The 20,519-nt window shown below is 35.0% G+C and carries 22 protein-coding genes; 10 read left to right on the forward strand and 12 right to left on the reverse strand.

All coding sequences use genetic code 11. The features are described 5' to 3' along the window. Positions 1–227 precede the first annotated feature (227 nt). Both ampC and BW926_RS10025 read left to right on the forward strand, forming a co-directional pair. The gene (ampC, locus tag BW926_RS10020) at positions 228–1,403 is read left to right on the forward strand and encodes a class C beta-lactamase (RefSeq protein WP_076446744.1); all 1,176 of its coding nucleotides are present in this window, start codon (positions 228–230) and stop codon (positions 1,401–1,403) included. A 131-nt stretch (positions 1,404–1,534) separates the two neighbouring features. Continuing rightward, complete coding sequence (locus BW926_RS10025; protein WP_076446746.1) at positions 1,535–2,158, forward strand: hypothetical protein; 624 nt, start codon at positions 1,535–1,537, stop codon at positions 2,156–2,158. A 61-nt stretch (positions 2,159–2,219) separates the two neighbouring features. On the opposite strand, the gene BW926_RS10030 is transcribed toward BW926_RS10025, so the two are convergent. Together BW926_RS10030 and panD are read right to left on the reverse strand one after the other, a co-directional pair. After that, positions 2,220–3,245, reverse strand: a complete 1,026-nt coding sequence (locus tag BW926_RS10030) for a lysylphosphatidylglycerol synthase transmembrane domain-containing protein (protein ID WP_076446748.1) — start codon at positions 3,243–3,245, stop codon at positions 2,220–2,222. A 5-nt stretch (positions 3,246–3,250) separates the two neighbouring features. Then, the gene (panD, locus tag BW926_RS10035; RefSeq protein ID WP_076446750.1) at positions 3,251–3,601 is read right to left on the reverse strand and encodes an aspartate 1-decarboxylase; all 351 of its coding nucleotides are present in this window, start codon (positions 3,599–3,601) and stop codon (positions 3,251–3,253) included. Positions 3,602–4,000: 399 nt separating this feature from the next. On the opposite strand from panD, the gene BW926_RS10040 reads away from it, so the two are divergent. Beyond that, positions 4,001–4,291 carry an HU family DNA-binding protein gene (locus BW926_RS10040; protein ID WP_027379880.1) on the forward strand — a complete coding sequence of 97 codons (291 nt, stop codon included), beginning with the start codon at positions 4,001–4,003 and terminating at the stop codon, positions 4,289–4,291. 170 nt (positions 4,292–4,461) lie between these two features. On the opposite strand, the gene pdxH is transcribed toward BW926_RS10040, so the two are convergent. Continuing rightward, positions 4,462–5,103 (reverse strand): pyridoxamine 5'-phosphate oxidase, encoded by a 642-nt coding sequence (pdxH, locus tag BW926_RS10045; protein WP_076446753.1) that lies wholly within the window; start codon positions 5,101–5,103, stop codon positions 4,462–4,464. A 24-nt stretch (positions 5,104–5,127) separates the two neighbouring features. On the opposite strand from pdxH, the gene BW926_RS10050 reads away from it, so the two are divergent. The 3 genes from BW926_RS10050 (at position 5,128) to BW926_RS14245 (ending at position 6,103) form a co-directional block, all read left to right on the forward strand. Then, entirely contained in the window at positions 5,128–5,676 is a 549-nt protein-coding gene (locus BW926_RS10050) for a YqgE/AlgH family protein (protein WP_076446755.1), read from the forward strand. 107 nt (positions 5,677–5,783) lie between these two features. Then, the gene (locus BW926_RS10055; RefSeq protein WP_076446757.1) at positions 5,784–5,999 is read left to right on the forward strand and encodes an N-acetylmuramoyl-L-alanine amidase; all 216 of its coding nucleotides are present in this window, start codon (positions 5,784–5,786) and stop codon (positions 5,997–5,999) included. Beyond that, on the forward strand, positions 5,990–6,103 hold the full coding sequence (locus BW926_RS14245) for an N-acetylmuramoyl-L-alanine amidase (protein WP_143756533.1): 114 nt from the start codon (positions 5,990–5,992) through the stop codon (positions 6,101–6,103). Before BW926_RS10055 ends, BW926_RS14245 begins: the two co-directional genes overlap by 10 nt. An 83-nt stretch (positions 6,104–6,186) precedes the next feature. Here the strand turns inward: BW926_RS14245 and BW926_RS10065 are convergent, their stop codons facing one another. From BW926_RS10065 to BW926_RS10105, 9 genes are all read right to left on the reverse strand, one after another. Then, positions 6,187–6,996 carry an aminotransferase class IV gene (locus BW926_RS10065; RefSeq protein WP_076446759.1) on the reverse strand — a complete coding sequence of 270 codons (810 nt, stop codon included), beginning with the start codon at positions 6,994–6,996 and terminating at the stop codon, positions 6,187–6,189. Between the two features lie 76 nt (positions 6,997–7,072). Next, the gene (locus BW926_RS10070; RefSeq protein ID WP_076446839.1) at positions 7,073–7,459 is read right to left on the reverse strand and encodes an START-like domain-containing protein; all 387 of its coding nucleotides are present in this window, start codon (positions 7,457–7,459) and stop codon (positions 7,073–7,075) included. 179 nt (positions 7,460–7,638) lie between these two features. Continuing rightward, positions 7,639–8,814 (reverse strand): aspartate aminotransferase family protein, encoded by a 1,176-nt coding sequence (locus BW926_RS10075; protein ID WP_076446840.1) that lies wholly within the window; start codon positions 8,812–8,814, stop codon positions 7,639–7,641. 440 nt (positions 8,815–9,254) lie between these two features. Then, positions 9,255–10,994: an OstA-like protein gene (locus BW926_RS10080; protein WP_076446761.1), complete on the reverse strand. Its 1,740-nt coding sequence runs from the start codon at positions 10,992–10,994 to the stop codon at positions 9,255–9,257. A gap of 3 nt (positions 10,995–10,997) precedes the next feature. Then, positions 10,998–11,471 (reverse strand): Fur family transcriptional regulator, encoded by a 474-nt coding sequence (locus BW926_RS10085; RefSeq protein ID WP_027374694.1) that lies wholly within the window; start codon positions 11,469–11,471, stop codon positions 10,998–11,000. A gap of 68 nt (positions 11,472–11,539) precedes the next feature. Then, positions 11,540–13,534: a KUP/HAK/KT family potassium transporter gene (locus tag BW926_RS10090; protein ID WP_076446763.1), complete on the reverse strand. Its 1,995-nt coding sequence runs from the start codon at positions 13,532–13,534 to the stop codon at positions 11,540–11,542. Between the two features lie 123 nt (positions 13,535–13,657). Beyond that, complete coding sequence (locus tag BW926_RS10095; RefSeq protein WP_076446764.1) at positions 13,658–14,638, reverse strand: pyruvate dehydrogenase complex E1 component subunit beta; 981 nt, start codon at positions 14,636–14,638, stop codon at positions 13,658–13,660. A 108-nt stretch (positions 14,639–14,746) separates the two neighbouring features. Beyond that, a complete protein-coding gene (locus BW926_RS10100) occupies positions 14,747–15,163 on the reverse strand; it encodes a DUF2147 domain-containing protein (RefSeq protein WP_076446766.1) in 417 nt (138 codons plus the stop codon). A gap of 178 nt (positions 15,164–15,341) precedes the next feature. Continuing rightward, entirely contained in the window at positions 15,342–17,273 is a 1,932-nt protein-coding gene (locus BW926_RS10105) for an LTA synthase family protein (RefSeq protein WP_076446767.1), read from the reverse strand. 135 nt (positions 17,274–17,408) lie between these two features. Between BW926_RS10105 and BW926_RS10110 the strand changes: the two genes are divergently transcribed. From BW926_RS10110 to BW926_RS10130, 4 genes are all read left to right on the forward strand, one after another. Further along, a complete protein-coding gene (locus BW926_RS10110) occupies positions 17,409–18,122 on the forward strand; it encodes a CDP-alcohol phosphatidyltransferase family protein (RefSeq protein ID WP_076446769.1) in 714 nt (237 codons plus the stop codon). A gap of 88 nt (positions 18,123–18,210) precedes the next feature. Continuing rightward, positions 18,211–18,975, forward strand: a complete 765-nt coding sequence (locus tag BW926_RS10115; RefSeq protein WP_076446771.1) for a 3'-5' exonuclease — start codon at positions 18,211–18,213, stop codon at positions 18,973–18,975. A 4-nt stretch (positions 18,976–18,979) separates the two neighbouring features. After that, complete coding sequence (locus BW926_RS10120; RefSeq protein WP_076446772.1) at positions 18,980–19,384, forward strand: putative signal transducing protein; 405 nt, start codon at positions 18,980–18,982, stop codon at positions 19,382–19,384. A gap of 504 nt (positions 19,385–19,888) precedes the next feature. Continuing rightward, positions 19,889–20,494, forward strand: coding sequence for a fumarylacetoacetate hydrolase family protein (locus BW926_RS10130; RefSeq protein WP_076446777.1), 606 nt, complete (start codon positions 19,889–19,891; stop codon positions 20,492–20,494). Positions 20,495–20,519: the final 25 nt, after the last annotated feature.

The following is a 20,519-nucleotide window of genomic DNA, read 5'->3' on the forward strand; positions in this document are numbered from 1 at the left end:
TACTGATGAGTTCCAGATTATTAGTTTTTTAAATTGCAATCCAAAATTGCTAATTTTCTTGGAACTTTTTTGTCTAAATAAGTTTAAACAACTTCATAGTAATAAATTATTTGATTAAAAAATATTTAAATAAAAATATATTTTAGAATATTAATAATTTTAGAAATTTTCTTCGCTACAGGAGGGAATAATTTTTGCATCCTGAAAATCACACAAAAAACAAAGTAATGCAAAAATTAAAATTCTTACCTGTAGCAATAATGCTTCTATCATTATCACTAAGCCTATCAAATTGCAAAGAAAGCAAAAAAGAATCCTCTAAAGATCTTACAACCCTTGTAGACAGCCTTGCAAAACCCCTCATGAACGAAAACAAGATTCCCGGATTGAGTATTGCTGTCACTGTAAACGGGAAACATACTTTTTTTAATTATGGCATTATTTCCAAGGACAACAATAAACCGGTAACTGATCAAACATTATTCGAGCTTGGTTCTGTAAGTAAGACCTTTACTACTTCATTGGCTAGCTTATCCCAATTAAATGGCACCCTGAATTTCTCTGATCCGGTGAGCAAATATATCCCGGAACTGAAAAAAACTGTTTTTGATTCTGTAAAACTCTATGATCTAGGTACTCATGCTGCAGGAGGGCTTCCGTTACAGCTACCTGATGAAGTGACTAATTACGATCAGCTGATTAATTATTACAAAACATGGAAACCCCTTTACAAACCTGGCACAGAAAGAGTATACTCCAACCCAAGTATTGGGCTTCTGGGTGTGATTGCAGGAAAAACGTTCAACCAGCCTTTTACAGAAGCTATGAATCAGAATATTTTCTCAAAACTAAGCATGAATAATACGTATTACAATGTTCCAAAGGCCAAAATGACAGAATATGCGCAGGGATATACTAAAGCTGACGAACAGGTACGTCTCAACCCAGCCATGCTTGCTGATGAAGCCTATGGAATCAAGTCCTGCACACAAGATATGATCAAATTTGTAGATGCAAATATGGGGATCGGGAAAACGGAAGCTAAAGTTTTAAAAGCTATAGAAAACACACATACAGGTTACTTTAAAACTATAGAAATGACTCAGGATCTTATCTGGGAGCAATATAATTATCCTGTTTCTCTTGATCAGCTATTGAAAGGAAATTCCAGCGACATGATCCTTAAAGCCAACCCGATCCAGGAACTCAAGCCTGCATTACAGCCCCAGCAAAATGTACTGATCAATAAAACCGGCTCTACCAATGGCTTTGCTTCCTATATTATGTATGTTCCTTCAAAGAAAACAGGAATTGTTATTCTTGCCAATAAGAATTATCCCATTAATGCAAGAGTAGAGCTTGCCTATAAAATATTAACCTATCTTGAAAAATCAGGAAAATAAAAATCTTATATTAATTAAAAATAACTTCGGTATTGATAGGAGTTATTTTTTTTTAATAAATAGTGAAAGGCATTAAGTTTTTTGCTACCTTAGTTCAGGAAATACCGTAAAACAAGGTTTTACATAATATTATGGCAGAAGAAATTTATTTCATAAAAACCAATCCTGTTACTGCAAAGATCAACTTGTACAATAAGCTCTGCCGTGAAGAAGAAAGCATTATCAACTACCTTGATGACGGTAAAAAACAAAGCCTTGAACTCATCAAAAAGAAAGTACAAGAAAACGTCAATGATCTTTCAAAAGAAGAATTACTGAGTATATTTAATTGGTTCAATGCAAAATTCAAAGGAGATCATGAAGAAATAAAAACGCAGCTTTTTATACACGGCATTGATCTTTTTTATGAAATTACTTCTTCTGACAACGTTCAGTTTTTTCAGGAAATTCTTTCTGATTACGAAAAATATTCTCAGGAAAATATTGGGCATATTTTTGATCCTGAAAAATTTAATGATTTTTTGATATACGGATTATTTTTCACAGGTTTTATCAATAAAGAAAAAGGTGAAGAATATATCCTTTCGGAATTTCTAAGATCTGATCACAAAAATCTGTATTCTTTTGCCGAAACTCAATTTAATTCAAAAAAAGCAACTGTTTTATCCAAACAAAATCTCTACAATCAATTCTCGGAGCTCTACGATTGTACAAGATTTTATAAAGATCCTATTATCAAGCTCTATTATTCTTAAAGCATCTATTAATTAAAATTAAACTAAATTTTGAAGTACTTTTTTGATTTAATTCAAATAATTATTGGTATGCTTCCTTATCTGTAACCTTATTTCTTGCTTTTGCCAGCATTGGTATCGAAATTAGTCCCATCACCAGCATAATAATAATCTGCATCGGCAAGGAAATAAATGAATAGGTTAATCCGATTTCACCACCCTGCTCTTCACTTTTGCCCATGGAAATAAATAAAGCCATAAAACCATATTTCATGGCAAGGTTGAATGCCCCGATTCCTCCACTCGCTGGAACCATCATCCCCAGAGTTCCGACAACGATAATTAAAAAGCCGTCTGCAAAAGTAAAATTTGAAGTTTCCGGAAGTGCAAAACAAACCAGATAAGCCGCAAAATAGTACGAAACCCAAATCCCTATTGTGTAAAGAATAAATTTTCCTTTTTGCTTTAATTTAAATATAGATGTTAAGCCCTGAAAGATCCCCTCGATAAAATTAATGATCTTATCCAGGACAGGAACTTTTGATAATTTTTTTTTTAACATGAAAAATAAAATTGTCCCGGCTAGTAAAATTCCCAGAATAATTAAAATCTTATCCGGGTTAAAATTGATTCCTGAATTTTTATAGAAAGAATAAATAGCGTCTCCTTTAAATAATAAAGTGAGGCCGAAAAAGACAATCATACACACCAAATCAACTACTCTTTCCAGGATAATTGTTCCAAAAGACTTATCTACAGGCACTTTTTCCACGCCATACAAAGCTGTTGCCCTTGCTACTTCACCGCTTCTGGGAATGGTAAGGTTCATTAAATAACCAAAAGAAATTGACCATAATGAATTAGAGCTTGAGATAATATATCCCATCGGCTCCAGCATCAGATTCCAACGAATTGCCCTGAACCAATAAGCAGAAATCCCGAAACATCCCGCAAATAAAACCCACCAATAATTTGCTTTTGATAATGATTTTTGAATCACTTTAAAGTCTAAACCTTTCAGCGCAAACCATAAAAAAAAGCCTGCAAAAGCAAGCGAGATTACTATTGTAAGTATCGATTTTAAAGGATTTTTTGATTTATTTTCCATCGGGATTATGTCAAAAGGTTTGTTTTTTCATCCGGGAAAATGATCTTCGGCTGGAAAGTTTTTGCTTCTTCAGGAGTCATCTGTGCATAAGCTATGATGATAATAATGTCGTCTTTTTGAACTTTTCTTGCAGCAGGACCATTAAGACAAACCTCTCCGGATTTTCTTTTCCCTTTGATAACATAGGTATCAAAACGCTCTCCGTTATTCACATTTACGATATAGACTCTTTCCCCTACCACCAGTCCGGCAGATTCAATAAGGTCTTCATCTATCGTAATGCTTCCTATATAATTAAGGTCAGAAGACGTAACTCTTACCCTGTGAATTTTAGACTTAAAAACTTCTATTAACATGTTTGCAAATTTATTAATAAAAATTTATAAAATGTCTTTAAAATGAATTTTAAAACTTGCGGACATCCTGTTGTTTAATTTTATTAAACGTAATTTTTCCTTATTTTACTTACCAAATTTACAATCATATCTTCAAATCTATTAATACTTCGTATAAAATTTAGAATTTAATAAATGTAAGAAATAATTTATCAATTTTGCTAAAGTCAATACACATAAGCATTTGGCATGATTTTAGTAACGTGTAACGTAGATTTTTCGTAAAAAGTGGAATTATCATATTTTAACCAATTTCATCGAAAATCAAAAAAATTATACATATTTTCATAAAAAAATTGCACATTTAGAAAATATTATTATATTTGCTATAATTACGAACTAACTTTAATATTAAAAATTATGAACAAGTCTGAATTAATCGACGCAATCGCAAAAGATGCAGGAATTACTAAAGTTGCAGCTAAAGCTGCTTTAGAATCTTTCATTGGTAACGTAACTTCTACTTTAAAGAAAAAAGACGGAAAAGTTTCTTTAGTAGGATTTGGAACTTTCTCAGTGGCTGAGAGAGCTGCAAGACAAGGTATTAACCCTGCAACTAAAAAACCAATCAAAATTGCTGCTAAAAAAGTTGCTAAATTCAAAGCTGGAGCTGATCTTTCAAACGCAGTTTCAGGTGCTAAGAAAAAATAATCATTCAGATTAAAAAATTAGGGCTGTTTCAGGTGAAACGGCCTTTTTTAGTATATTATCTAGATGCTTTGACTCCGCTCAGCATGACATCGCTACAAATTAACGCTAGAAAACAGTTAGTATTAGAAGTGTCATGCTGAGCAGAGTCGAAGCATCTTTAATTATAATATCTACGGAGCTAAACGCGAAATTTTCCAATCCAAATCTTCCAAAGTATACACAATCCTGTCATGAAGCCTGTTGGGTCTGCCCTGCCAAAATTCTATTTCATAAGGCTTCGCGATGTATCCACCCCAGTTTTCCGGTCTTGGAACTTCAGAATGTTCGTATTCTTTTTCAAGAATCTTTAATTTTTCTTCCAAAAACTCACGGTTCGGAATTTTCTGGCTTTGTGGTGAAACCGCCGCTCCCAGCTGACTCCCTTTCGGTCTTGAATGAAAATATCCGTCGCTAAGATTTTCTGCAATACGTTCTAAATCTGCTTTAATAATAATTTGACGTTCCAGGCTCGGCCAGAAGAAATGAAGACATGCTTTATGAGTTTTCTCAATCGCCCGGCCTTTTTTACTGTCATAATTAGTGTAAAAAATAAAACCTTCATATGTATAGGATTTTAGCAGAACCATTCTTGTACGCGGGCAGCCGTCTTTTTCTACTGTAGAAATCGCCATTGCATTGGCTTCAGAAATATTGGAATTTTCGCTGGCTTCCAGAAACCAGTCGCGGAACTGCTCAAGGGGATTTTGTTTTATCTCACTTTCAATAAGTTGGGATTTCTCGTACACTTTTCTTTTGTCGTGCAGGTTTTCCATAAATATTTTTTATTAAATTTGAGTATGAATTACTCATACAAAGGTAAAATATTAATTTCCACCCCAGACATCTCCGGTGATATTTTTTCGAGATCGGTAGTATTGGTTATTGATCACAATGAGCATGGGGCTTTTGGTTTAATATTAAACAAAAGGAACAGCCAGATGAGTAGTAAATTTAAAAATTTCTTTGATTTTAAAATTGAAGTTTACGATGGCGGGCCAGTAGAAAATGACAAAGTATTCTTTATTGTAAAAGGTAAAAAAGTAACCGAATTCTATACTGAAATCACTCCTGAATTTTATCTTACGGAAGATATTGAAAGTATTATCAGCTCTGTCCTGAATAAGGAAATCAGCATTAATGATATTAAAATATTCTCAGGATATTCCGGGTGGACCTCTATGCAGCTGGACGATGAAGTTCAAAGAAAAGTCTGGACGGTTGTGGATGTTTATAACCTTGATTATACCCTACCTAATGATCAATCACTCTGGAAATCAATCATGCAGAATCTAGGTGGCGAGTATCTTTTATGGGCAAATTCGCCTGAAGATATCTCATTAAATTGATACTATATTTTCCATTCTTAGGTGAAAAAATTTAACAAATTTTAAGAATTCGTTAAGTAATTTTAAGCAAAGAATTTACGTTATTTGTTAAACCAAAAATCACTGATATGAAAGGAACAAAACCACTTGCTATATCTATCTTCTTTGCAGCATTTTTGTCTTTTAGTCTAGTAAATAAAAATCTAATTGTCATAGACACCGGACATGGAGGAAATGACATAGTAGCCAACCGAAACGGTATTTATGAGAAAAATATTGTTTTGAACATCGGAAAAGAAATCCAGAAACTTAAAGGGAATCCAAAGCTCCGACAGTGCTCGTAGAGCTTGGTTATATTAATAATACTAAAGACAGAGAATATATGACCAGCGAGAATGGTCAAAAAGAAACTGCACAAAAATTCATTGAAGTTTTTAAAGAGTATTAAATAGAAAACAATTTCTGATTACACCTCAGAATAAAACCCGGTAAAGGACTTTTGGAACTTTGTTGTTTACCGGGTTTGTCAATTTAAAAGCTTCCTTTCCAACTTCCTGCCAATTCTAAAAAGCGTGTAATAGCGAAAGTCTTATTTCTTATTTTTCCTACAGAAAACATGCCCTTTTCGTCAGAAATTAATAGAATTTCTTCGGCTTTTTGAGATTCAAAGGCAATAATCTCGTGTTCCTGTATATCTGCAAGGTTATTTTTATGTAAAAATGTTACGAAATTTTCCATTAGAGGAGAAATGTAAGCTCCTTCCGTTTGCTTTGGCACCCTGATTACATCTCCTTCTAAAAACAAGAGGTTTCCAGAGGTTGTGCGGGCAATTCTTTTATTTGGATTCAAAAGAATGACATCATCGAGGTCATTTTCCTGGGCATAAATTCCACCATAAATATTTTCCGGACTGTGAACCCTGATATTGCTTAAAAGGTTATTATTTACATTAATTTCCTTAATTAAATCCAATTCCAACGGTCTATGATGAACCATTAAAATATCATTCATTTCTGTAACTTCATAGAGGTAAGAAACAGAAGATCTTGACAGCGAAGTCTCTTCAGAATTTCTGAAAACCTGAAAATTGATAATCCCATTTTTAATTCCTTTCCCATCAATAATCTCGTTCTGGAAAAGCGCCTGAAAAAACTCAAGAGTGTAAGTAAGAGGAATATTAAGCCTCATCTTTCTCATGGAAGCCATTAAAAAAAAATAACATTCTTCATCCATAATCAGCCGCCCGTTTCTAATAAAGAAAGATACCTTCACCGCATCCCCAAAAAGGAATGCCCTGTTTTTTACTTTTATTTCGTCTGATGTAAAATATTGATTTTCCAATTTAATCTGATTTAATTATAAAAAAATAATGAACGATAAATCGTTCATCAGTTTTATCATTCAGCACAGCTTACGTTTAAGCGGCACCTAATTTTATTCTTAGATTTTCGATAAGGTTTTCCCAATACATAGCGTTTTCTTCTTCGTCACCTTCTTCGCAGAAGTCTGTGATATTAAGCGACAGATCTTCTGTAATATCATCAATCACGATAGTCATCTCAAAGAAATTCTTGGTTCCTTCATCCTCTTCCCATCTAAAACGCACGAAACCTTCAGGTTTATATCTAATCAAAGTAGCCTTCTCAGCAGGCCCTCCGCCCCAACTGAAAAAAAAGTCATCCCCTTTCTCTGTCACATCATCCGCAAACCATTCAGATAATCCCTCCGCTGTCGCCAGATATTCGTATAAAATCTCTGATAAACAATGCATTGGAAATTCGTAATGGACTTTATGTTTCGCCATATAATCTTTGTTTTTATCGTCCCGCAATATATAAATTAATTTTTTTATTACACAAAAATGTATTTACTTTTTTACATAATCTTCATGATATTTATCACGGAATTTTAAATATTTATTTAAGCTAATTTTATGATTCTGATCATATAAAAATCGCTCCAATTTATTGAAAAGATTAATATTTATTTTTCGTCTAAAGCTTCGAGTATAATGGCACAGCCTTGCCTTATTTCATCAAAAGAAATGGTAAGCGGCGGTGAAATTCTCATATATTCATTTCTGTACAGCTGCCAGAAAACAATCAGCCCTTTGTTCATACATCTTTCAGCAACATTCAGGGTGTATTCCGGCGAACCCAGATTCACGGCTAACATTAAACCTTTCCCATTGATGTTTCTAATCTTTGGATGTACTAAAAATTCTCTGTACAGCTTTTCTTTTTCAGCAACTTCATTCATTAAACCGCTTTCTAAAACTTCTTTTAAAGTAGCATAACTGGAAGCTGCAATTAAAGGATTTCCGCCAAACGTAGTGATATGGCCAAGTTTAGGAGAATGAGACAATGATTCCATAATTTTTCTTGAGCTCATGAAAGCACCCACCGGGACACCGCCCCCCATCCCTTTTCCCATTACGAGAATATTGGGAACAATTCCGAAATGCTCAAATGAGAATAATTTTCCGGTTCTTCCAAATCCGGGTTGAATTTCGTCAAGGATTAGCAAAGCCCCAACCTCTTCGCATCTTTTTTTAAGCTTGATTAAATAATCATCATTCGGAACCAGAAAACCGGCCGCCCCCTGAATGGTTTCCATTAGCACGCATGCTGTTTTTTCGGTAATTTTATCGAAATCCTTTTCATTATTAAATTCAATAAAAGTAATCATCGGCAGCAAAGGCCTAAACTCTCTTTTGTGAATTTCATTTCCTGAAACACTTAAGGCGCCATGCGTATTTCCGTGATAAGAATTTTTAAAGGATATGATTTCTTCCCGTCCTGTATATCTTTTAGCTAGTTTTAAGCTCCCGTCAATAGCTTCTGCACCGCTGTTTACAAGATAAGTAACCTCTAATGGATCAGGAGTTGCTTCGGCCAGTAATTTACATAAGGCGACGGGCTTTTCCTGAGCATATTCGCCATAAACCATTACATGAAGATATTTTTCCGCCTGCTCTTTAATGGCAGCTACGATCTTCGGGTGAGAATGCCCTAAAGTGTTGGCTGAAACTCCGGCAACAAAATCCAGGTATCTTTTCCCATCTTTTCCGTAAATATAACTTCCTTCCGCTTTCTCAACTTCAAAACCTGCGGCAAACTTTGTAGTCTGAGCCTGATATGTAAAAAAATCTTTTTGCATTTCCATTCCGTGAAAATTTTAGCAAAACTAAAAAACAATAACGAAACACCGAAATATTACTGATAGAATAAAAAAATCGCCCTCAATATAAATCGAGAGCGAACCACTGAATCACAAAATATAGTAATATCACTTATTTATAAATTAAACATATATAAAAAATCAATAAAAATTACAATTCATTAAAAAAAATTAAAATTATTTACAGAAATATTAAATCAATTGACAGTAAGATGTAAATTAACCAACAGTAATTGCAATTACGACGAGGATTTCGCTTTCACTATGTTTGGAATAAGAAGCTTGAAAAAATTTTGAATTTTAAATACTGACTGGAAGTCCTAATTTCAAATAGTTTTCATAAAAATAATTCACTATTTCCAATCAAGAAAATAGTGAATAGGTATATTTTTAAAAAACTTAAAACAAAAAAAATGGAATTACCTCCTTACTCTTTTAGGTTTTTTGGCATCTTCCTTAGCTTTTTCTTTCTCAATTACTTCCTGAGCTTTATTGTACAGGGTATTATCAGATTCGTATTTTATTTCAGGATAATTTGGCGTATCAACAAGAATGTCCTGCCACTTCATAATTCGATCCTTTGTGTTCCAATTAAAATCCGGAAATTTTCTTCTGGCGGGTTCGATTTTACTCATGGGATATGTATCTGAAGTCGCACCGATATTACATTCTACTACATACAGTGCTTTTTCCTCAAAAATAGCGTCAATAATCCCGCATGAGGTAAGAGAAATCCCTATTCTTTCCTTTTCTTTGGTCTGGGCATTGACATCATCAGAATAACTAATTGCTTGGGCATTTCCAATTACTTTGGCTTCTTTGATATTGTTTTCTTCACCATAGTAGACAGTCATTAATTTACCTTTAACCTGATTGAATTCATCCTTCATGTTCAGGGAATCCACCTTGCTGATGGCAAAAGCATTTCCAATTACTTTTAATGAATCAATATTTTCTTTTTGCGTATTAAAATATGCTTCAACTTTATCTCCAGTGACCTGTTTTCCGTTGCTCCAGAGAATCGGCTCTCTAAACATATGCAATACACCGTCCGTTTCGTTGAAAGCAATAGAGTCTGCCCTTCCCTGCGCGTTTGATTTGTACATTCTTGCTTTTCTATAGGCTCTCAGGAAACTTTTCTTTACAGTAATATCTTTCGCATCCGGCTTCTGGAAGGAAATAATTTTCTCAGCCGCAAAATACATGGAATCTTTTTCCAAAGCCTTTACAGCATAAGGGTTTTTGGTAATCATCGCAGAATCTTTCTTTTCAAAAATTTCTCCGTAGCCTCCTTTGATCCATCTTCTTTCTTTCGGGTCATCCAGCATCACATTTCCTGTTGCCGTTCCGAAGCCTGTTAGCTGGTTATAGTACATATCATCACCGGTAAGAATTTTATCATTATAAAAAATCTTAGAGTTCTTATTGAGATAAGCTTCTTTGGTATTCATTTTATAAGTCCCTCTTTCGGTATATACCTTGTTTTTGGGGTTGGCCCGGTTGGTAATTGTGGTAGGGCCGTAAAATTCGGCAACTTTTGTTACCTGGTTTTGTTTGATATTATCACCTTCAATGATATAATCTTTGCTGTCAATCTTTACTGTTCCTGTAAAATCGATCAGTTTTGTATCCAGAAAATAAGTAGCAGATTTTGTGTACATGGTACTCTCACCATCGGTAATCGTACCTCCTGTATTGAAGTAGGCTTGATTTGAAACCCTGTCATAGTACATAATATCTGTGCGGATCGTCTGTTTAGGATCGGTAAGAACTACATTTTTCCGGGCAATACCTCTTTGTGTATTCCCATCATATTCCATTTCTTCTGCTGTGATTACAGAACCGTCCGGATTCTGAAGCTTTACGTTCCCGATTGCCTTTACAAAGTTTTGATCCTGGTAAAATATAACCAGATCTGCATTCAGCCTTGAACCCTGATGCTCAAACTGAACATTCCCCACAAAGTAATTATTTCCGTCATACTTATCATCCTTTCTCAGCTCATCAGAATGAACATGCTTTACCTTATCTGCAGGTGAGGCATTTTTTTGGGGAGCCGCTGCGGGTGTGAAATAGGGATCCTTTTGCAAAGATTTTGGTGTATCCTGAGCAAATGCTAATGTGGAAATAAAAATTAATAGTACAAAAATCAGCCTCATTGATTAATCATTCTTAGTGCCATAAAAATACAGCGAATGAGAATCAATTTTTACGCCAAATGCTTCTTCAATTGCTTCCTTAATCCCTTGAATTCTCGGGTCGCAAAACTCAATGATCTCTTCAATCTCCTTATCAGAATCTTTTTTGTAGATCACCAAATGGTCATGCTGCTTATCAAAATAAGACTTCTCGTAAGATGAAGAAGTCAAAGTTTTTTCCCCGAACTGATGCTTACGGATGAGGCCTGCATCAAGGAAAATCTCAATAGTATTGTAAATAGTAGCTTTGGAAACGTGATATTTTTTCTGCATCATCAGAAGGTACAGATCATCCACATTGAAGTGATGATCCATATTATAAATTTCTTCTAATATCGTATATCGCTCTGGAGTGTTCCTGAAACCCTTTTCCAATAAATAGTTTCTGAGAACATCTTTAATTAACGCAATATTTTTTTCTTTTTGTACAGTATCCATCAAAAAAATTATCTACAAATTTATTGATTTTTATTTAAATAAATATTGGACTGTTTGTGTTAAAGAATTTAACTATTATGACGTATAAATTCGCATTGTTGGATTTTTGATTTACCTATGCAATCTTCCGTCATAGGTGCAGATTCCACGACTACATTGTGTGAAGTAATCCCCCACGCTTTGAAGTCATCACTGCCGATATATTTAACAAAATTGTAAATATTTAAGATAATTTTCTCTTTTACGGTCAATAGTATATCGTTGATATAGGTATTATCTATAATTACATATTTTAAGTCCGGCGGTATATTATGGGCTCTCAATGAGGGGTGGCTGCTTCTTGAAGGAATGGTTCCATCTGTCATTAAATCCCTTAAAACCATATCAAAATAATCATTAATCCTTCTGTCAATTTTAAAACCTAACATGAAGTTGATTTTATAGATCGTTCCCGGAAGAACCTCATCCACGGCATATTTGAAGGTGTATGGATCTTCCTGGTTGGTAATACTTAAGATGAAATAATGATCTGCTCTTTTCGGCTGTTTCTTTATGATTGAATAAATAATTTTTGATTCTATCTCATCATTCCTTTTTGCACGGCTCAAGTAAGCTAAGTTTGTTGCATATTTCGGAATGGTTTCATCCAGCTTCATATCTTTAATAATGGGAATATAATTCTCCAATTTGATAAACTTGATGAATTTTGTTTTAATAGATCTACCGTTATACCATGCATACATACAAACTCCAATGAATCCTGCAAGAATTACAGTAATCCAGCCACCTTCAAAGAATTTAATAATATTTGCACTGAAGAATCCGAGTTCAATTGACATATATACTAATGCAAATACAAGGATTAAGCCTTTATTTACTCTATGTTTTAATAGCCAATATATAAGAAGAATCGTTGTCATCAACATAGTTACAGTAATAGAAAGCCCGTAAGCGGCTTCCATTTTTCCAGATTCTTTAAAGTGAAGAACCACAACAATGCAAAATAATAAAAGCCCCCAATTGATTCTGGGAATATACATTTGGCCTTTTACCCCCGAAGGATAATCAATCTTCTGATTGGGCCATAAATTCAGGGACATTGCTTCAGAGAAAATAGTAAAAGATCCTGTAATCAAAGCCTGGCTGGCAATGATTGCAGCAGCTGTTGCTAAAATTACTCCCGGAACCACCATCCATTCTTCCATAATTCCAAAGAAGGGATTGATCGCCGAAAAGCCAGGTTTATTATAATTACTTAACAGCCAAGCACCTTGTCCAAGGTAATTCAGGATCAGCATTACTTTTACAAACCCCCAGCTTACTCTGATATTTTTGGCACCACAGTGCCCCAAGTCTGAATAAAGCGCTTCGGCCCCCGTTGTACAAAGGAAAACCGCTCCCAAGATAATAATTGCACTCGGCGAGTTTATAATGAGCTTGTATGCATAGTAAGGATTAAATGATCTTAAAATTTCTATATTCTCACTTAAATGAGAAAGGCCAAGTCCACCCAAAACTAAGAACCAGATGACCATTACCGGACCGAAAAACTTGCCGATAAAGCTGGTTCCGAACTGCTGAACCACGAAGATTACGATCAAAATTCCGATGGTGATAGGAACTACAGGTGTATGCGGATTATATATTTCAAGACCTTCAATTGCTGACATCACCGTAAGCGAAGGAGTAATAACCCCGTCTGCAATAAGTGCTGCAGCACCTATAATTGCGATGAGATATAGCCAGCCCTTTTTTAGGTTTTTAACCAGGGAAAATAATGCCAAGATCCCGCCCTCACCTTTGTTGTCTGCTCGGAGAGCAATGATCACATATTTTACTGTTGTTTGAAGGGTAAGAGTCCAGATAATACAAGAAAGAGCTCCTTCGATGTATTCGTTAAAAGGCATTGTGTTTCCTCCATTTCTTGCATTTACGATTGCTTTCATTACGTAGAGCGGTGAAGTACCGATGTCTCCGAAAACAATTCCTAAAGAAACTAAAACTCCAATAAAAGAAAGCTTTTTGATGTCAAAATGATGACCGCCTTCTATAACTTCTGCCATATCAGCTGATTTTAATTTTAAAAGCGCAAATTTAAGTCAAATTTATAACCCCATGAACTTTTATCCATGAATATAATAAATGAAAAACTTCCTTTCGGAAGTTTTTCTCTATAATCACTACTATTACTTTACGTACATTGCTTTTTTGATCTCCTCTTTTACTTTTTCAAGTTTAGGGAACCACTCTGCGAATAATGCAGCTGAATACGGCGCAGGAGCATCAGGAGTGGTAATTCTCTTGATAGGAGCATCCAGATAATCAAATGCTTTCTGCTGTACCATATATGTAATTTCAGAAGCTACAGAACCGAAAGGCCATGCTTCTTCCAATACAACCAATCTGTTTGTTTTCTTAACAGATGCCAAAACAGTTTCATAATCTAATGGACGAACAGTTCTAAGGTCGATCACTTCTACAGAAATACCTTCTTTAGCCAAATCTTCAGCCGCCTGAATAGCCAGCTTCATGATTTTTCCGAAGGAAACTAAAGTAACATCAGTACCTTCTCTTTTAATATCTGCCTTTCCGATTGGGATGTAGTATTCTTCTTCAGGAATTTCCATCTTGTCACCATACATTTGCTCAGATTCCATGAAAATTACAGGGTCATTATCTTGAATTGCTGTTTTCAACAATCCTTTTGCATCATAAGGGTTTGAGGGAACTACCACTTTCAATCCCGGGCAATTGGCATACCAGCTTTCAAAAGCCTGTGAGTGCGTAGCTCCCAACTGGCCAGCAGATGCAGTAGGGCCACGGAAAACGATAGGACAATTCCACTGTCCGCCACTCATCTGACGGATTTTTGCAGCATTATTAATAATCTGATCAATCCCCACTAAAGAGAAATTAAATGTCATAAATTCTACGATTGGTCTGTTCCCGTTCATTGCAGCTCCTACAGAAATCCCTGCAAAGCCAAGCTCGGCGATAGGTGTATCGATTATTCTTTTAGGACCAAACTCATCCAGCATTCCTTTTGAGGCCTTGTATGCACCATTGTATTCTGCAACTTCCTCCCCCATTAAATAGATGGATTCATCTTTACGCATTTCCTCACTCATTGCCTGTGCAATTACCTCACGAAAAGTATATTCTGCCATATTCTTTTGAAAAATTAGACTACAAAAATAGTACTTTTTTATTATTTACGTAACAAAAACGACATCTCATTTGATGAAATGCCGTTTTATAATTTTATTTAATATAATTTAATTAACTTTCTGCCACGTCTGCGTTCTGCCAATCAAAGATAAACCGATATATCCTCTCACATTGAGCTGGTCTCCTTTTCTTGTGATGGTGCACTTGTACGTTTTACCAGTCTTTGGGTCTGTGATAGTTCCTCCGGTGAACTCATCGCCGTCTTTTTTCAGGCCTCTGATGATTTCCATACCCAGAATAGGCTTATTTTTTCTGTCATCCTTACAATCTGTACAGTTCGGATTCGCTGGTTTTATCAATAACTGGGAAACTTTACCGAAATACTGGTCTCCTTTTTTATAGATTTCAACAATTGATTTTGCCTGTTTGGTTTCATCATCAATAGTCTTCCATTTTCCTTCAATCTGTGCAAATGACATCACACTGAAAAGCGAAAGGATAAATGTTAATAATAATTTTTTCATATTTCTTTAGTTTAATTTCAAATAATAAAATTTTGTCGTCTAATTACTGTTAAAAATAAAAATTAATTTGAAACAAACAAAAAATTTTATTATCCTGAACATATCTTACAATAGGGATGCCAAAAAGAAGAAGACGAAGAAGGCTAATTAGCTTACTTACCTTCTCAGTCGCTTTGCCCTAATACATCTTTCTGTTAATCACCCTGTTCATATAATCCTGATACCATGCTTTGGCGACCATTTTTCCTTTTTCTACTTCAGGGTTATTTTTTAATTGATCCATCAGGTTTTTTTCTAAACCGAGATCATTTTTATCAAAAACCCCAACCACTTCTTTCCCGTCAAAACGATAGGTGTAATTTCCGATAATGAATTGCTCAACAGTTCCGTCTGAATTAGCAATAATTGGTGAATACTGATTTTCGCTTACCAAACTTCTGCCCCAGCTTCTGATTTTCTTATTATAGCCTATTAAGTCTGCAAGAGTTGGATAAATATCAATTTGCTGTGCCAGCTCCTGATTCACTCCCTTTAAGTGATATTCAGGGTTGGGAGAATATAGTATTAAAGGAACAGCAAAACGATTCATAATTTTTTCATATTCGGAGTAATACACTTCATTGGTATGGTCACCCGTGAAAACAAAAATGGTATTATTGAACCAGGGCTGCTTTTTAGCCGTTTCAAAATATTTTTTAATCGCATAATCCGTATACTGGATTGGTTCGTGCATCTGGTTTTTCCCTTTTTTAAACTTGCCGTTGTATTTTTCAGGAATTTTAAAGGGATGATGAGAAGAAGCCGTGAATACTGTTGCCATAAAAGGCTGCTTTTTTCCTACATTTTTAGCAAAATACTGTAAAAAAGGTTCGTCCCAGATTGCCCACATTCCATCAAAATCATTATCATTATTGTATTCTGTCTTTCCAAAATAATGCTTGAAACCTAAAATATTCCCGAAACCTAAAAATCCCATCGAACCATTCGGAGCACCATGATAGAAGGAAGTGTCGTATCCCATTTCGTTACAGACAGATACAATCGACTGGATTTTCTGGTTAGAATACGGCGAGCTTGTAAAAGCATCGGTGAGACTCGGAATTCCGGCTAAAACACTGCTCATCCCGTGGATAGACTGCCTTCCGTTGGCAAAGGTATTGGGAAAAATAAGGCTTTCATTCGCCAGACTGTCAATAAACGGTGTATAAGAAACGTAATCTTTAATATTTTTATCTTTGTTGAAAGCCCCGGAATATTCCCTGCTAAAGGATTCTACAATAAAAATGACAATATTGGGCTTATGCTCTACTTTTCTGTCGTAAATTTTATAAGGATAAACATTGTCATTAATGAATTTTACGTCTACAAAATGAACTTCCTTAAAATTATTTGTATTTAAAGTCCTGAAAAAGGAAAATGTGCTGTTCAACACCATATTTCCCTGTGCCGGAAGCTTTACAAAACGGTTGGCATCTACCAAATTAATAGGTCTTGTACTATGCTTAAAATCTCCACGAATTCCACCAACCGCTAAAACCGCAACAACACAAAGCGTAAGAACAGACCATATAAAATACGGAACCAATTTTACAGGCTTCCGTTCGGTAATTTTTACTTTTTTATAAAGAAAAACCCAAAACCACATTAATACAACAAACGAGATCAGAACAAAAGGGTTCTGAACAATGGAGGTTGTAAAAACTTTAAAAATATTGTTTTCGTGCTGTGCCACCTGAAGCGCTGCTGAAGTAAGCCGCATTTGAGAAAATCTGAAGTAGACCATATCCCCAAAATTCATGGCATAAGCAATACCGTTGGTAATAAAATAAAGCCAGAAAAGAAACTTCTGATATCCTTTTTTTGTATTAATGATAATTGGAATGATGCTCAAAAGGATAAATAAGGCATTGACGTACAAAATCGCGGTTGTATCAAATGCAATCCCATGAAAAGAAAGACTGAAATAATCAGATACAGACTCGACCTTTATGAGCCCTTTGTTGAAAAACCAGAATAAAAATCTTGCGATCTGATAGAAAAAATAAGCTAAAAAAATCCTGTACAAAAGCACCAGAACTTCCTGTTTTCTAAACTCTTTAAAAAATTTCATGGCGCAAATTTACATTAAATTCCAAGTTAATGTAACAATGTATTAATTTAACATTATAAGAATTCGGAAATGAAGCGATAATTGATGCATGGCTAAATTGATACATTGTTACATTAATTTATTAATTTTGTGGCTATGAATTTTATTAAAAATAATCTTGCCAACGCCATTACATTAGGAAACCTTTTTTCCGGCTGTGTGGGCGCGATTCATTTGGTTTTGGGCGATTATCAGACGACTGCTGTCTGCATTATTCTTTCGTTGGTCTTAGATTTTTTCGACGGTTTTGTAGCAAGGGCTTTGAAGGCGAATTCTAATTTGGGAGTTCAGCTGGATTCTTTGGCGGATATGGTTAGTTTTGGAGTGATTCCGGGATTGACGATGTATGCTGCTTTGGAGCCTTTCGGAAGGATTTTCATGGGAATGGAATTACCTTTCGAAATTAAATATTTAGGATTATTTATTACTCTTTTTTCATGCCTAAGGCTTGCTATTTTCAATTTGGATGAAGATCAGAAATACTATTTTAAAGGCTTAAATACACCTTCCAATACGATCTTAATTTTTGGATTATATTACGCTTATAAAGAAGCCGGAAACTTTATATTTTTGTTTGAAAACCAACTGTTTTTAATCTTGCTTACTGCAATCTTCTCATGGTTACTGATCAGTCCAATAAAGATGATTGCCATGAAATTCAAATCCATGAAATTACAGGACAATTATCCTAAGCTTGCTTTGCTGATCGGTGCTGTTATCATTTTGATTATTTTTAAAACTGTCGGAATCCCGATGGTGATTATTTATTATATTTTAATATCAATTATTTTTCAGAAACAACTTACATAAGTTATAAGTTTTGAGTTATTAGTGATAAGTTAATTAATTGCTTTCCTGTAACTCATAATTCATAACTTTTAACTCATAACTTACAGAAATGAATTTAAAACTACATAAACCGCTTTGCATTTTTGATCTTGAAACTACAGGAACAAATATCGGAAAAGACAGAATCGTGGAAATCTGCATTTTAAAAGTAAATCCGGATTCGTCGAGAGAAAGTAAAACATGGCGCGTAAATCCTGAAATGCCGATTCCTAAAGAATGCAGCGAAATCCACGGAATATATGATGAAGATGTAAAAGATGCGCCAACATTCAGAGAAATTGCTCCGAAAATTATGGAGATGCTTTCGGGAAGCGACCTTGGAGGTTTTAATTCCAATCGATTTGATGTTCCTCTATTGGCTGAAGAGCTATTGAGAGTGGGCATTGATTTTGATTTAAGCAAATTCAAAATGGTGGATGCTCAAACGATCTATCACAAAAAGGAGCCGAGAAATCTAAGCGCAGCATACCAGTTTTACTGCGGAAAAACACTGGAAAATGCCCATTCTGCGGAGGCTGATGTGATGGCAACTTTTGAAGTGCTTGACGCACAAGTCGGAAAATACGATGATATTCCAAATGAAATAGGTCCGCTAAGTGAGTTTACATTCCATAATAAGCATGCAGATCTGGCAGGGTTTATCGGATATAATGAAAAATTGGAGGAGGTTTTCAACTTCGGAAAATACAAAGGCCAGTGTGTAAAGGTGATTTTCCAGAAAGATTTAGGGTATTTCGGATGGCTTCAGAATGCGGAATTCCCTCTTTATACGAAGAAAGTCTTTACAAAAATTCAACTGTCTTCAAGATTTTAAAAAAATGAGCGAATTAATCAAGTTTAAATTTTACGAAACCGCACTTCAGGCCAACAGGGATAAACAAATCCTCGCCGAAAACGGAATCAACAGCTTTATTGCAAATGAACAGCTGATACAGTCAGACTGGCTGCTTTCTCAGGCTGTGGGCGGAATTCAGCTTCAGGTTTTTGAGGAAGATATTGAAAAAGCAAATCAGGTTTTGCAGGATTATAAGGAAAATGAAGAATTTTCCCTGGAAGTAGAGCACACCATTGAAGATCCGGAGTTTGATTTTGTATGCCCAAAATGTGGTTCGAATCATATTTACAGAGACGACAGTGCGACAAGCTTTTTCGGGGTTTCTATTTTGAAAAGCCATAAGTTTGTCTGTTATTATTGCGGGAATGAGTTTACACATAAAGATTAAGCACAATCTTGTCATTCTGAACATAGACTGAAGGTCTGCGAACATAGTTCAGGAATGGAGTGAAGAATGTATTTTAAACGCAAAGATTGCAAAGTTTTTGTGGATATTTTTCGTTCGCAAGGGCTGAACTACGTTCGTAAACTTTCAGTTTATACTCAGCAAATGAGCGGTATGTTTGCCATTCTTAAAGAATCTTTTACATTGCTTTATTCCTTTGAAACTCACTTCTAATACTTGCTTGGATCCTTTCAGGATGATAAACAATGTGTGTAAAATTCCCCTCCTCTGGAGGGGTGGCTAAAATTCGAAAGAATTTTTGCCGGGGTGGTTTTCAGCAGTATGAATTTCCTAGCCCCGATTGAAACGACATCCTTTTTGGTTGCGGGCGGAGTATAAACTGAAAGTTTACGAACGTAGTTCAGTAGCCCGTAACCAAAAAGATACAGTGGAAAGCAGGAAATAGCTTCTAAAAAATGTACAAATAAGTAATTAGTAATAAATATTATGAAAATAATCTGCATAGGAAGAAATTACAGCGAGCACGCAAAAGAATTGGGAAATGAAGTTCCTGAGAAACCGGTGATCTTTATGAAGCCGGATACTGCGGTTCTGAAAGGAAATGATTTTTATATTCCTGAGTTTTCGAACAACATTCATTATGAATTAGAAGTTGTGGTGAAAGTTTCGAAAGGTGGAAAATACATCCAGAAAGAAACTGCGCACAAACACTATGAAGAAATTAGCTTAGGAATAGATTTTACGGCGAGAGATCTTCAAAGCGAGCTGAAATCCAAAGGTCTTCCGTGGGAATTGGCAAAAGGTTTTGATGGTTCTGCTGTGGTAGGAAATTTCTTTAAAAAAGAAAACTATACCATGAAATCTTTGAATTTTTCATTGCTGAAAAATAAAGAAAAAGTGCAGGATGGAAATACAAAAGATATGATATTTACTATCGATGATATTATTGCTTTTGTATCTCAATATTTTACATTGAGGGTAGGCGACTTGATTTTTACAGGAACTCCGAAAGGTGTCGGGAAGGTAGAAGAGAATGATATTCTTGAAGCTTATCTTGAAAGTGAAAAAATTATAGACATCCGAATATTATAAGTAATTTAACACAACTTTTGGCATA

Origin of the sequence: Chryseobacterium sp. RU37D, from assembly GCF_900156075.1 — a bacterium.
GTDB lineage: Bacteria > Bacteroidota > Bacteroidia > Flavobacteriales > Weeksellaceae > Chryseobacterium.

Bases quoted from the DNA above. Each gene is read 5' to 3' on its own strand.
- ampC (WP_076446744.1), top strand. From the start codon at position 228: ATGCAAAAATTAAAATTCTTACCTGTAGCAATAATGCTTCTATCATTA.
- BW926_RS10025 (WP_076446746.1), top strand. From the start codon at position 1,535: ATGGCAGAAGAAATTTATTTCATAAAAACCAATCCTGTTACTGCAAAG.
- BW926_RS10030 (WP_076446748.1), bottom strand. From the start codon at position 3,245: ATGGAAAATAAATCAAAAAATCCTTTAAAATCGATACTTACAATAGTA.
- panD (WP_076446750.1), bottom strand. From the start codon at position 3,601: ATGTTAATAGAAGTTTTTAAGTCTAAAATTCACAGGGTAAGAGTTACG.
- BW926_RS10040 (WP_027379880.1), top strand. From the start codon at position 4,001: ATGAACAAGTCTGAATTAATCGACGCAATCGCAAAAGATGCAGGAATT.
- pdxH (WP_076446753.1), bottom strand. From the start codon at position 5,103: ATGGAAAACCTGCACGACAAAAGAAAAGTGTACGAGAAATCCCAACTT.
- BW926_RS10050 (WP_076446755.1), top strand. From the start codon at position 5,128: ATGAATTACTCATACAAAGGTAAAATATTAATTTCCACCCCAGACATC.
- BW926_RS10055 (WP_076446757.1), top strand. From the start codon at position 5,784: ATGAAAGGAACAAAACCACTTGCTATATCTATCTTCTTTGCAGCATTT.
- BW926_RS10070 (WP_076446839.1), bottom strand. From the start codon at position 7,459: ATGGCGAAACATAAAGTCCATTACGAATTTCCAATGCATTGTTTATCA.
- BW926_RS10075 (WP_076446840.1), bottom strand. From the start codon at position 8,814: ATGCAAAAAGATTTTTTTACATATCAGGCTCAGACTACAAAGTTTGCC.
- BW926_RS10080 (WP_076446761.1), bottom strand. From the start codon at position 10,994: ATGAGGCTGATTTTTGTACTATTAATTTTTATTTCCACATTAGCATTT.
- BW926_RS10085 (WP_027374694.1), bottom strand. From the start codon at position 11,471: ATGGATACTGTACAAAAAGAAAAAAATATTGCGTTAATTAAAGATGTT.
- BW926_RS10090 (WP_076446763.1), bottom strand. From the start codon at position 13,534: ATGGCAGAAGTTATAGAAGGCGGTCATCATTTTGACATCAAAAAGCTT.
- BW926_RS10095 (WP_076446764.1), bottom strand. From the start codon at position 14,638: ATGGCAGAATATACTTTTCGTGAGGTAATTGCACAGGCAATGAGTGAG.
- BW926_RS10100 (WP_076446766.1), bottom strand. From the start codon at position 15,163: ATGAAAAAATTATTATTAACATTTATCCTTTCGCTTTTCAGTGTGATG.
- BW926_RS10105 (WP_076446767.1), bottom strand. From the start codon at position 17,273: ATGAAATTTTTTAAAGAGTTTAGAAAACAGGAAGTTCTGGTGCTTTTG.
- BW926_RS10110 (WP_076446769.1), top strand. From the start codon at position 17,409: ATGAATTTTATTAAAAATAATCTTGCCAACGCCATTACATTAGGAAAC.
- BW926_RS10115 (WP_076446771.1), top strand. From the start codon at position 18,211: ATGAATTTAAAACTACATAAACCGCTTTGCATTTTTGATCTTGAAACT.
- BW926_RS10120 (WP_076446772.1), top strand. From the start codon at position 18,980: ATGAGCGAATTAATCAAGTTTAAATTTTACGAAACCGCACTTCAGGCC.
- BW926_RS10130 (WP_076446777.1), top strand. From the start codon at position 19,889: ATGAAAATAATCTGCATAGGAAGAAATTACAGCGAGCACGCAAAAGAA.